The 12,908-nt window shown below is 38.5% G+C and carries 9 protein-coding genes; 5 read left to right on the top strand and 4 right to left on the bottom strand.

Annotated elements, in window-relative coordinates; genetic code table 11:
- Positions 1 to 34: 34 nt before the first annotated feature.
- From aceB to rlmN, 4 genes are all read left to right on the top strand, one after another.
- Positions 35 to 1,630: a malate synthase A gene (aceB, locus tag Q0948_RS03180; protein ID WP_298347808.1), complete on the top strand. Its 1,596-nt coding sequence runs from the start codon at positions 35 to 37 to the stop codon at positions 1,628 to 1,630.
- 64 nt (positions 1,631 to 1,694) lie between these two features.
- The gene (locus Q0948_RS03175; RefSeq protein ID WP_298347809.1) at positions 1,695 to 3,305 is read left to right on the top strand and encodes an isocitrate lyase; all 1,611 of its coding nucleotides are present in this window, start codon (positions 1,695 to 1,697) and stop codon (positions 3,303 to 3,305) included.
- A 264-nt stretch (positions 3,306 to 3,569) separates the two neighbouring features.
- Positions 3,570 to 4,733, top strand: coding sequence for an alanine--glyoxylate aminotransferase family protein (locus Q0948_RS03170; RefSeq protein ID WP_298347810.1), 1,164 nt, complete (start codon positions 3,570 to 3,572; stop codon positions 4,731 to 4,733).
- A gap of 138 nt (positions 4,734 to 4,871) precedes the next feature.
- Entirely contained in the window at positions 4,872 to 5,912 is a 1,041-nt protein-coding gene (gene rlmN / locus Q0948_RS03165) for a 23S rRNA (adenine(2503)-C(2))-methyltransferase RlmN (protein ID WP_298347811.1), read from the top strand.
- 73 nt (positions 5,913 to 5,985) lie between these two features.
- Here rlmN and Q0948_RS03160 read toward each other — a convergent pair whose 3' ends face one another.
- Complete coding sequence (locus Q0948_RS03160; protein ID WP_298347812.1) at positions 5,986 to 6,834, bottom strand: choice-of-anchor J domain-containing protein; 849 nt, start codon at positions 6,832 to 6,834, stop codon at positions 5,986 to 5,988.
- A 130-nt stretch (positions 6,835 to 6,964) separates the two neighbouring features.
- On the opposite strand from Q0948_RS03160, the gene Q0948_RS03155 reads away from it, so the two are divergent.
- Positions 6,965 to 7,942 (top strand): polyprenyl synthetase family protein, encoded by a 978-nt coding sequence (locus Q0948_RS03155; protein ID WP_298347813.1) that lies wholly within the window; start codon positions 6,965 to 6,967, stop codon positions 7,940 to 7,942.
- 85 nt (positions 7,943 to 8,027) lie between these two features.
- On the opposite strand, the gene accD is transcribed toward Q0948_RS03155, so the two are convergent.
- The 3 genes from accD to Q0948_RS03140 all read right to left on the bottom strand — a co-directional run bounded on the left by accD (position 8,028) and on the right by Q0948_RS03140 (position 12,888).
- The gene (gene accD / locus Q0948_RS03150; protein ID WP_298347814.1) at positions 8,028 to 8,885 is read right to left on the bottom strand and encodes an acetyl-CoA carboxylase, carboxyltransferase subunit beta; all 858 of its coding nucleotides are present in this window, start codon (positions 8,883 to 8,885) and stop codon (positions 8,028 to 8,030) included.
- Positions 8,886 to 9,068: 183 nt separating this feature from the next.
- On the bottom strand, positions 9,069 to 10,136 hold the full coding sequence (gene fbaA, locus Q0948_RS03145) for a class II fructose-bisphosphate aldolase (protein ID WP_298347815.1): 1,068 nt from the start codon (positions 10,134 to 10,136) through the stop codon (positions 9,069 to 9,071).
- Between the two features lie 181 nt (positions 10,137 to 10,317).
- The gene (locus tag Q0948_RS03140; RefSeq protein ID WP_298491185.1) at positions 10,318 to 12,888 is read right to left on the bottom strand and encodes a BamA/TamA family outer membrane protein; all 2,571 of its coding nucleotides are present in this window, start codon (positions 12,886 to 12,888) and stop codon (positions 10,318 to 10,320) included.
- Positions 12,889 to 12,908: the final 20 nt, after the last annotated feature.

Below are 12,908 nucleotides of genomic sequence, written 5' to 3'. Positions count from 1 at the left end.
TAACATTGTGGTGTAGAATTTAAAACATCAAAGGATGGCACCAGAAATAAACCAGTATGCAATAAGTTTTAACCGTAATGTTAAAAGCTATTACTCAGAGATATTAACAGATGAAGCTTTAGACTTTATAAAAGCCCTTCACGAACGGTTTAATTCCAGACGGTTAGAATTACTACAAGCAAGAGAGCAACAGCAGCTATTGTTTGATCAAGGTGAGAAACCTTTATTCCCAACTGAGACGAAAGATATTAGAGAGGGGGAGTGGGTTGCAGGAGAGATTCCTCACGACTTGCAAGACAGAAGAGTGGAGATTACTGGGCCTACAGATCGTAAAATGGTTATAAATGCGCTCAACTCTGGAGCAAGAACTTTTATGGCAGATCTAGAAGATAGTACCGCACCTAGCTGGCAGAATGTGATGGAAGGCCAGATTAATCTTCGTGATGCTGTAAATAAAACGATAACATATCATCACCCTACTAAGGATAAAAAATATACACTTAACGATGAGGTTGCCACCTTACTAGTAAGACCTAGAGGATGGCATCTCAATGAGAAGCATTTACTTATAGATAATGTTGAAGTATCGGGTTCACTGGTAGATTTTGGATTATACTTTTTTACAAACGTTTCCCAACTTTTAAAAAATAACACAGCGCCTTATTTCTATCTGGCAAAGCTAGAGCACTATCTAGAGGCAAGACTCTGGAATGATGTATTTGAGTTTGCACAAGAGTACCTGGAGTTACCTATAGGTACAATAAAATGTACAGTACTTATAGAAACTATTACAGCAAGTCACCAGCTAGATGAAATTATTTATGAATTAAAAGACCACATCGTAGGTCTTAACTGTGGGCGTTGGGATTATATATTCTCATACATCAAGAAGTTTAGAAATGATCCAAACTTCTTAGTGCCTAATCGTGACCAGGTAGGGATGACCGCACCATTTATGGATGCCTATTCAAAACTTGTTATACAACGCTGTCACAAAAGAAAAATCTTAGCCATAGGTGGTATGGCAGCACAAGTACCAATAAAAAACAACCCTCAGGCAAATAAGGCAGCTTTAGAAAAAGTAAGAAAGGACAAAGAGCGTGAGGTGAAAAATGGACACGATGGTACCTGGGTAGCGCATCCAGCACTGGTGCAAGTTGCGATAGATGAGTTTAATGCATATATGCCAGCAGCTAACCAGATGGAAGTCACAAGAGATGATATAACCGTCACGGCAAATGATCTTATAGCTATTCCAGAAGGTACTGTTACAGAGGAGGGGGTTCGTAAAAATATCAACGTAGGTATTCTGTATCTCAATGCTTGGCTTAGTGGCCAGGGAGCAGTGGCACTCTATCACCTTATGGAAGATGCTGCTACAGCCGAAATCTCAAGAACTCAAATCTGGCACTGGCTTAAAAATAAAGCCGTCTTAGAGGATGGAAATGTGCTTACTAAAGATCTGTACACAATGCTTTTTGATGAAGAGGTAGAAAAAATAATAACAGAGGTGGGTGCAGATAAGATAGAGGCAACCCAATTTGAAAATGCTTTTAATCTTTTTAATGATCTCGTCTTATCAGAAGATTTTGAAGAATTTTTAACCACACCAGCATACACCTATTTATAAACACAATCTATATAGAATAGCCTTACAGGCTTTTAAATAAAATAATCTCTTAATACTTAATACTATGTCAAATTATAATTCAGCCCTTGAAGTTATTCGTACACTTAAAGCAAAGCACGGAAACTCGTGGAGTTCTATAAGCCCAGAAAACACGGCTCGTATGTCGGTGCAAAATAGATTTAAAACCGGTCTTGATATTGCCAGATACACCGCAGCTATTATGCGTAAGGATATGGAAGAATATGATGCAAACCCTATGAATTATACGCAATCACTAGGTTGCTGGCACGGGTTTGTAGCGCAGCAAAAAATGATTGCTGTAAAGAAGCATCACGGCACTACAAATAAAAAATACTTATATCTTTCTGGATGGATGGTTGCCGCTTTACGTTCAGAACTAGGGCCATTACCAGATCAATCTATGCACGAAAAAACTGCCGTGCCTAAGTTAATAGAAGAGATTTACACTTTTTTACGCCAGGCAGATGCTGTAGAGCTCAACGATCTATTTCGTCGTCTAGATGCTGGTGAAGATGTGCAGGATCAAATAGATAATTATGAGACGCACGTTGTGCCTATCATTGCAGATATTGATGCAGGTTTTGGTAATGAAGAGGCAACTTACATTCTCGCCAAAAAAATGATAGAAGCAGGTGCTTGTGCTCTTCAAATAGAAAATCAAGTGTCTGACGCTAAGCAGTGCGGGCACCAAGATGGAAAAGTAACCGTGCCACACGAAGATTTTATTGCAAAAATTAATGCACTACGCTATGCCTTTTTAGAACTAGGAGTAGAGCAAGGTGTCATTGTAGCAAGAACAGACTCTGAGGGGGCTGGTCTTACTCAAAAGCTACCGGTAAGTCAGGAGCCAGGAGATCTTGCATCACAATATCTTGCCTTTGTAGAGGCAGAAGAGATAGATATTGCTACTGCAAAAGAAGATGATGTGCTGCTAAAACGCGATGGTAAAATTGTACGTCCAGTAAGACTACCTAACGGATTGTATAAATTCAAAAACGGAACAAATATAGATCGTGTAGTACTAGATTGTATTACGAGTCTACAAAATGGAGCAGATCTTTTATGGATAGAAACCCCTACACCTAATGTAAAGCAAATCGCTCATATGGTTAACAGAGTGAGAGCGGTAATGCCCAATGCAAAGCTGGTATACAACAACTCACCGTCATTTAATTGGACACTCAATTTCCGTAATCAAGCTTATGATGAGATGCTAGAAGAAGGAGAGAATATGACAGCTTATGACCGTAATAATCTTATGGATGTAGAGTATGATAATACAGAGTTATCACACCGTGCAGATGAGAAGATTAAAACCTTCCAGATGGATGGTGCAAGAGAGGCTGGTATCTTCCACCACCTTATTACATTGCCTACATATCACACCACTGCGTTGCATATGAATAATCTTACCGAAGGCTATTTTGGAGATCAAGGTATGCTAGCCTACGTAAAAGATGTGCAGAGAGAAGAAATACGCAAAGGTGTTTCTTGCGTAAAACACCAGAGAATGGCTGGCTCAGATCTGGGAGATGATCACAAAACATTTTATGCAGGAGACAGAGCTCTTAAGGCTGGTGGAGCAAATAATACTAGTAACCAGTTTACTGTAAAAGAACCCGTAACAAAGCAAAAGGCTGTGCTCGCAGAGTAAGTAAACCTCAATTTGTTGTAAGAAGGCGATGCTTGCTCTCATCGTCTTTTTGAAATTAAAGAAATTTCAGTCCAGATATAGTCTTTGGTAGGAAGTATTGGTTTACACTATCTGGCTGGAATTTCTTATTTGTATAATGGCTGTGTGGGGTGTTATTACGCTTTCGCGAAAGCGTAAACCTAAAAAGTTGTATCATTATAATGAGCATCTTTATGTAATGATTTACTCACTTCAGAAAAGAGCCTTAACATATTATTGAAAATTATGAAAAGCAGAAAATTACTTATGATACCTGGACCAATAGAGTTTGAACCAGATGTATTGCAAGCAATGGCTGTGCCTACCACAAGTCACGTTGCGCCAAATTTTATAGACGTTTTTGGAAACGCTCTAGATATGATGAAGGAAGTTTGGAAATCAACTAGTGGTCAGCCCTTTATAGTTGCCGGAAGCGGAACGCTAGCTATGGATATGGCGGCGTCTAACCTTATTGAGAAAGGAGATAGTGCGCTTGTCATTTCTACCGGATATTTTGGTGAGCGGTTTAAAGATATTTTAGAAACTTATGGCGCAGAAACTACGGTTCTTAGTGCGCCTATAGGTGAAGTAGTGCCTTTAGATATTATAGAGGAAACGCTCAAAGAAGGCTCCTATAAATTACTCACGTTTACACACGTAGATACATCTACAGGAGTTATGGTAGCGCCAGAGGCTATATGTAAGCTTGCGCAAAAGTATGGAGTACTCACTATACTTGACGGGGTATGCTCTGTAGCAGGGGAAGAAATTTTACAAGAAAAGTGGGGAGTAGATGTGGTATTAACTGGATCTCAAAAAGCCATAGGCGTACCGCCGGGGCTTGCACTGCTTGTTGCTTCTCAAAAAGCGCTAGACGTCTGGAAAAATAGAAAAACACCCGTAGGTAACTATTATGCTTCTTGGAATAACTGGCTGCCTATTATGATTGCTTATCAAGAAGGGAGACCTTCTTATTTTGGAACACCGCCTGTAAATCTTATTTTGGCCTTAGAGAAAAGTTTGGGTATTATTTGTGATGAGGGGATGGGTGCGAGAGTACAAAGACATAAAAGGCTTGCTCGAGCCTTTAGAGCTGGAATAGCCTCTCTTAATTTATCTATTTTACCTATAGAAGATGTGATCGCTGCTCATACACTAACAGCTGTTTATTATCCAAAAAATATAGATGGAGCGTTACTTCGAGCACATATGGTAGCAGATGATGTTATCGTAGCAGGAGGATTGCTTTCTGAAATTAAGACAACATATTTTAGAGTAGGGCATATGGGGTCTGTATCATCTAATGATTTACTAGCCGTGCTAGGAGCGCTAGAGCGTGCGCTACAATCTCAGAACTATCCTTTTGAAATGGGAGTAAGTCTTAGAACATTTCAAGATAGTCTCGTTTAATATCGACTAACATATTTAAAATAATACAGCCCTCATTATAGAGGGTTTTATTGCTTTATGATGGATGTAGTATTACGACCTGGTTGTATCCATAAGATCTAGTGCGGGAAACAACAAACAACTCCGTACCTTTGCATCGTGAAAACAGAAAAGAAAGACATACGTAAATTAACCAAAGAAGATCTTAGAACTTTTTTTGTAGACCAAGGTGATAAAGCCTTTAGAGGTAATCAGGTTTATGAGTGGTTATGGCAAAAGGGCGCACACGACTTTGTAGATATGACTAATATCTCAAAGGAGACACGCATCTTACTAGATGAGCATTTTGTGATTAACCATATACGTGTTGACCAGATGCAACGTAGTAGTGATGGTACTATAAAGAACGCTGTAAAGCTGCACGATGGTCTTACGGTTGAGTCTGTTTTAATACCTACTAAGAGTAGAACAACCGCCTGTGTATCTTCACAAGTAGGTTGTAGTCTTAATTGTAAATTTTGTGCGACAGCGAGATTAAAGAGAATGCGTAATCTCAACCCAGATGAGATCGTAGATCAAGTGGTGGTCATAGATAGGCAAAGTAAGTTATATCACGATAGACCCCTGTCTAACATTGTTTTTATGGGGATGGGAGAGCCATTAATGAATTATAATAATGTGATTAAGGCTATAGATAAGATCACAGATCCAGAAGGACTTGGTATGTCACCTAAGAGAATTACAGTCTCTACCTCTGGTGTGCCTAAGATTATTAAAAAAATGGCAGACGAAGAGGTGAAGTTTAATCTTGCTGTATCGCTGCACTCTGCACTAGATGATGTACGTACAGAGATTATGCCCTTTAATGAGCAAATGCCACTCGCAGATCTCAAAGAAGCGCTTATTTACTGGTATGAAAAAACTGGAAAGCGCATTACCTATGAGTATGTAGTTTGGGATGGCATAAATGATAGACAGATAGATATAGACGCACTTTTAGACTTTTGTAAAGCAGTGCCTAGTAAAGTAAATATCATAGAGTACAACCCTATAGATGATGGTCAGTTTCAACAAGCAAACCCTCAAGCTATAGACCGTTATGTAGATGTACTTGAAGCAAATGGAGTCACTGTAACAGTGAGAAGATCACGTGGTAAAGATATAGATGCCGCTTGCGGACAACTTGCAAATAAGCAGTAGTTGGTAAACTCAAAATAAGACATAAAAAAAGCGACTCAATTGAGTCGCTTTTTTTATATCTAGATATCAAGAATTATTTTTTGATAATCTTCAAAGTTTCTGTGTTGTCACCTACAGTTACTTGTGCAATATAAACTCCAGTTCTAAGGCTTGAGATGTCTACTATTCTGTCTGTCGTGTCTTCAAGTGTAGTAGATAAAGTTTTCTGACCTAATACATTAAAAATTGTAATCATTTGCATTGGAGCATTAGAAACAAGTCTTAATCCATTTCCATCCTGCACGTTGTAATGGCTAAATGATGCTATATTAGAAACATCTTCATTTGCTAATACACCATCAATTGTAACGTCATCAAGAAGTACTGAATTTTCATCAACTGAATCAAAATGACGGAATGCTAAGAAAAGTGATTGTCCAGCAAATCCTGAAATATCAATATCTATTGTAGTTGCTGCACTTGGTCCATCTGTAGCTGCAGTTACATCGCCAACTGTCATATCAAAAATTGGTGTATCTGTAACAATATCATCAACATTGTCTGTAGCAGTAAGATATACTTGTAATCTATCAGCAATAAAACTTCCGTTAGTTTGATATGTTCCCATTGTAAAGGATAGCGTAGATGCATCAGCCGCAAGATCAATAGCAACTTTAGAAACTAATATGTTGTCAGGCGTGAATGCTGCTCCTTCCCAAGAGTCTGAGTCAGCTACAAGTCCATCTAGTATTGACATTTCAGCACCCGTAGCTGCCGCATCTATATCTCCAACTTCCCAAAAATTCCCATCTCCATCTACGTCAATAGAGTTCCAATTTGCAAATTCGGTAGCATCAACGGTTTCCGCTTCAAAGTCATCGGTAAACTGAGCATTCATAGTAAAGGCTGCTAGAAAAGCAGCAATAAGAGTAATTTTTTTCATATTTTTTTAATTAGGATTATTAATACGAGGCTTAAGGTACAGAAATTATAGGTTCTTAATGAAAATTTAACACTATCTATACAATAAGTTTATAAATACAATCCTATTTGTAAGTGGTATCTTTACTATAATGAAAGTAGTAGCTCAAATTAAAGAACCCATAGCCTATGAAATGGAGCTTTTTGAAGAAAAGTTTGCCCTTTCTATGCGCTCTAAAGTCGCGCTTCTTAATCGTATCACACACTATATCGTAAATCGTAAGGGTAAGCAAATGCGGCCTATGTTTGTTTTTCTTACTGCAAAAATGATGAATAACGGTGAGGTAAATGATCGTACATATCGAGGCGCCTCTGTTATAGAATTAATACATACGGCAAGCCTCGTGCACGATGATGTGGTAGACGATAGTAATATGCGTCGCGGCTTCTTTTCACTTAATGCTTTATGGAAAAATAAGATTGCTGTATTAGTGGGTGATTTCTTATTTTCAAAAGGATTACTCCTTTCTATAGATAATGGTGACACAGATTTATTACAAATTATCTCTGTCGCTGTACGCGAAATTTCTGAAGGAGAACTACTCCAGATCGAAAAGGCAAGAAAACTAGATATCACAGAAGAGTTGTACTACGAGATCATTAGACAAAAAACTGCAACACTTATTGCGGCCTGCTGTGCAATGGGTGCTCAAGCCGTTCACGCAAAAGGTAAGGAAGTAAAGCGTATGCATAAATTTGGAGAGCTCATAGGGATGGCTTTTCAAATAAAAGATGACCTCTTTGATTATGGTACTGCAAAAATAGGTAAGCCTACAGGTATTGATATTAAGGAACAAAAAATGACCTTACCGCTTATATATGTACTTAATACAGTTTCAAAAAAAGAGAAGGACTGGCTTATCAATAGTATAAAAAATAAGAATACAGATAAGAAGCGTGTAAAAGAAGTGATTGCCTTTGTAAAAGATAATGGCGGTCTCGATTATGCGATATCAAAAATGAAGGCGTTACAGCAAGAAGCGCTCGATATACTTATGACCTATCCTCAATCTACATACCGTGACTCGCTTGAGCTTATGGTAAATTATGTGATAGATAGAAAGAAGTAATGCTTGTAAAAACTCTATGTTTTGTAAAGCGTACAAACATAAAAAGCGGCTCAAAGAGCCGCTTTTATTTTATTTATTAAGAGAGTTAAGCTCTCACTGGTCTATTTAGAATAAGGTCTAAGTAGAGATTTATTTTACCTTTAAGTTCTTGTCTAGGTGTTATAAAATCTAAGAAACCGTGTTCTTGTACAAACTCTGCAGTCTGGAAGCCTTCTGGTAATTCTTTACCAGTAGTATCACGCACTACACGTGGTCCAGCAAAGCCTATAAGTGCTCCTGGCTCAGAGATATTAATGTCTCCTAGCATTGCAAAAGAGGCAGTTGTTCCTCCAGTGGTAGGATCTGTACATAGTGATATGTAAGGTATGCCAGCATCTGCTAGTTGGGCAAGTTTAGAACTTGTTTTTGCTAGTTGCATAAGAGAAAGCGCAGCTTCCATCATACGAGCACCACCAGATTTTGAGATGATCATAAAAGGGATGTTATTTTTAAGAGAGTAGTCTGCAGCACGTGCAATTTTTTCTCCTACAACGCTTCCCATAGATCCACCTATGAAGCTAAAATCCATACAAGCTATCACTAGATCTGCACCTTTTGATTTACCTACAGCTGTACGCACAGCATCTTTAAGTCCAGTCTTTTCTTGAGCGGCAACTAGACGATCTGCATACGCCTTTTTGTCTTCAAATTTTAGAGGATCTTTAGAGGTAAGCTTTGCATCTAGCTCTTTGTATTTGTTATCATCAAAGAGTATTTCAAAATACTCATTACTCCCTATGCGTACGTGGTACCCATCTTCTGGAGAGATGTAAAAGTTTTTTTCTAGCTCTTCTGTATCTACTATTTTACCAGTAGGTGATTTATACCAGAGTCCTTTAGGAGTATCCTTTTTATCCTCTGTTGCTGTGTGTATTCCTTTGTCTTTACGTTTAAACCAAGCCATATAAGGTGTTTGAATTTGGTTAAGGGTATATTAGTTATTCTTAGCAAAGGCGTCTATGTGTGTTATCAACCTTTCGCGTAAGCGTTTAAAAATTCAAAATAATAAGCTGTAAAAATACGTAAAAGGGATTATATCAAGCAATTTTGATATAATCCCTTTTTGTAAGTAATAATATATTGATTACTAGAGTGTATCTATATTATTAAGGTCTTCAAAAGCCTTTTTGAGACGTGCTCCCATTGTTCCTTCTGCCTTGCGTAACCATACGCGTGGGTCATAAAACTTTTTGTTAGGAGAATCATCACCGGTAGGGTTTCCTATTTGTGTTTTAAGATACTCGGCATTTTCTCCAAAGTAATCACGTATACCCTCTGCGGTAGCATACTGTAAATCTGTATCAATATTCATCTTTACAGTACCGTATCCTATAGCCTCGCGTATTTCTTCTACAGTTGAGCCACTTCCTCCGTGAAAAACAAAATCTATATGGTTGTGCTCTTTTCCATATTTTTCAGAAATATGCTCTTGTGAGTTTTTAAGAATTTTTGGTGTAAGCTTTACATTACCTGGCTTGTAAACTCCGTGTACGTTTCCAAAGGCTGCTGCGATAGTAAATTGATCACTTACCTTGCTTAGTTCTTCATAAGCATAAGCAACTTCTTCTGGTTGTGTATATAATTTTGAGTCATCTACATCGCTATTATCTACACCATCTTCTTCACCACCAGTGATACCTAGTTCTATTTCGAGCGTCATATCCATTTTTGCCATACGCTCAAGATATCCTTTACAGATTTCTATATTTTCTTCTATTGGCTCCTCACTTAGGTCTATCATATGAGAGCTGAAGAGAGAGTGACCGTGTTCCTTATAATAAGCCTCACTAGCATCTAGTAAACCGTCTATCCAAGGCAGTAACTTCTTTGCACAGTGATCTGTGTGTAAAATAACTGTTGCTCCGTATGCCTTTGCAAGCTCGTGTACGTGCTTTGCTCCAGCTACAGCACCTAGTACGGCTGCCTGCTGGTTTTCATTGCTTAGTCCTTTACCAGCGTTAAACTGAGCACCACCGTTAGAAAACTGTATGATTACAGGGGCGTTAAGTGAAGCTGCAGTTTCTAGTACAGTGTTTATACTGTTAGACCCTATAACATTTACAGCAGGAAGGGCAAAGCCTTTCTCTTTTGCATAGTTAAAAATTGCTTGTACTTCGTGCCCTGTGGCAACACCTGGTTTTATAGAATGCGACATTGTATGAGTTTAAAATTTTATGTAGTAAAAGTAGTAAATATTACTCGTTTATTGTCCTTGAGAGGTGGGTTACTACGATAACGTTTTAGGAGAATTACGCTTTCGCGAAAGCATAATAACAACCACATCAAGTATTTAAAGTGAGGTGACTATGGTAGGATTTTTATACTAGCTATAATGCTTAAAAAGGGTAGTTGATTCCCACATTATATACTGCATTTGAAAAGTTGTACTGGGTAAACCATCTGTCACCCTCTGCAAGCGCAGGGTTGTAGGTTTTGAAACCTACGTCAAAACGAAGCGCAAAAAAGTCAAAATCCCATCGTAATCCAAAACCTGAACCTAATGCTAGCTCTTGTAAACTCTCAAACCCAGTAAATCTTGAGGCCTCATCTTCTACATTATCAAACACGTTCCAGATATTACCAGCGTCTGTAAAGAGCGCACCTTCTATAGGGCCTATGAGGTCAAAACGATACTCTAAGTTAAAAGCAAGTTTCATATTTGCTTCATTAAACTCATTGGGGCTACCGCTACTTCCTGGACCTAGGTCATAGGCTCTCCAGGCTCTGTTATCATTAGACCCACCACCAAAGAAACTACGTATAAAAGGAATACTCCCAGAGTTGCCATAAGGAATGGCAATACCACCAAATGCTCTTGCGGCGATGATATTATTATTACCTAAGTCCCAGTGACGAGAGTAGTCTAGCTCTGTCTTTACATACTGTGAGTATACTACACCAAAGAGGCTTTTGTTACCATCTTCATTTCTACTTGTGTTTGCAATGTTGCCAGCGAGCGCTAGCGCATTTCCCGCAAGCTCGATACGTGTTCTAAAACGGCTAAATGTCTCATCAAACAGGTTTTCTCTATTGTCATATATATGTGATATGTTAAGAGATACAATAAGGTTATCCTCAGTAAGTCTTTCTTGACGCTCTCCTATGGCTTGTATATCATCTACATCGCCTTGGGCAATGCTGCCTGAAGCGCCATTATCTACATCATTTATAAACTGCTCTGCGCCAAAAGGGATAGAGAGATTTACCTCGCCACTAGCATCTGTAGTGAAGTATGCTGGGTTTACATCTGCCTGATTGTTTTGAGCTATGGTGTTTAAATCATCATAACTATTTCTGTAGATGTTAAAATAGTTATCTGGGTTAAGGTTACGCACATATTGTGCATTTACAAGATCTACGCTAAAAGATCTTTTCCAAGAGGGGCTCCAGTTATATGTTAGACTACCGCTCACAGTTTGTTTATCTAGACCTATATTTTGTTGTATGCCTACACCTAGGTTAAAACGGGTGTTAGGTTGCCACTCTGCAGGTATCCATTTATTAGTGTTAAAAGGAAAAAATATACGTGGGAAGGTGAGACGCATATCTGCACCTATCTCAGAGATGTTAAAGAAACTATCGTCTGGGTTTGCCGCATCATCAGATGCTCCTACACTTCCACGACCAGAGATTTCAAGTGTTTCTGCTCCTCTAAAGATATTACGAATTAATAGCGACCCAAAACCAGCAATCCCAAAGTCTTGAATATTTGAGGTAGAGACATCAAAATCTGCCCTAAGCTTATATTTTTCTAGCGGGGTGAGTCGTATGCTCGCTATGAGATCAGAACGTGTACTATCTGCCGGGTCTTCGATGTACGAGATACTTGGGTATTTAAATGTACCAAGCCTACTCAACCTGCTCAAACTCTGTATGCGGTCTACATCGCGGTAGATAGTGCCAGGCTTAAGGGGGATAATGTCTGTAAGTGCTTTAGGTCTATAGTTTATTTTATCATAAGCATAGATATTAAAGCTATCACTTATAAGAGAGTCGTTAAAAGTTTTATTGCGGTTCTCATAACTATAATCTGTGATGATGTTCACGCTAGATACTTTGTGCACTTTAAAAGGAACCTCATACGTAGAGTCATTTACAGTCTCTGTAGGGTTGTCTATAATATATTCAAGATTTGCCTTGTGATTTGTTTTAACGGTGTCACCTACTAGACGTATATAATCAGACTCAAAATGGTAGAGCCCGTTGTTTCTAAAAAGCTCTGTAAGGCGTTGTGTCTCTGCATTAATATTTGCTGTGGCATATCGCTCTCCTGGTTTTAGAACAGACTTGTCTTTATGTACATAATAAATAGAATCTGCTACCGGAGAAGCAATGATAGGGGTAATACTATCTAAAAAGTAGGGGTTGCCCTTCTTAACCTTATAATCTATAGATGCTCGCTGGTTGCTGTCTTTCTTAATATCATAAGCTACGTTAGCATTAAAATAGCCATTGTTTACATAATAAGCAGTAAGGCGTTGTGCAGATTTTTCGGTTATGGCTTCTGTGACGATGGCTGGTGCTTCACCAGTCTTTTTAATACCATTATTAAAATTCTTTTTAAAATTACGCACGGCTTCTACTTGCTTTTCAGAAAGTACGCGCTCCCAAAAGGTATATCTTTTTGCACTTGCAGCACGTTGTACATCTAGTATAGAATCTATATTAGGCCTTGCTAGATTATAAATGTATAGTCGTAGGGGCGTACCTATGAGGGGTAGCCTAGTGTTAGGTTTTTGATAGAGGTAATTGTAAAGACGTGGCTCGCCTACTTTATCTTCACCATCATAAATAGTGTTTTCTGTAAGGAGGTGACCATCTGCGGGAACTCGTTTTGTTGCGTTACAACCTAACAGAAAGAGTGCCACTACCAGAAATAGTGATATTTTTGTACAAGTTGTTTTCAATAGGGCGTTTTCATCATTTT

Origin of the sequence: uncultured Dokdonia sp., from assembly GCF_947496725.1 — a bacterium.
Classification (GTDB): Bacteria; Bacteroidota; Bacteroidia; order Flavobacteriales; family Flavobacteriaceae; genus Dokdonia.
The sequence above is the reverse complement of the archived record's forward strand: the minus strand, read 5'-3'. Positions and strand labels throughout refer to the sequence as shown.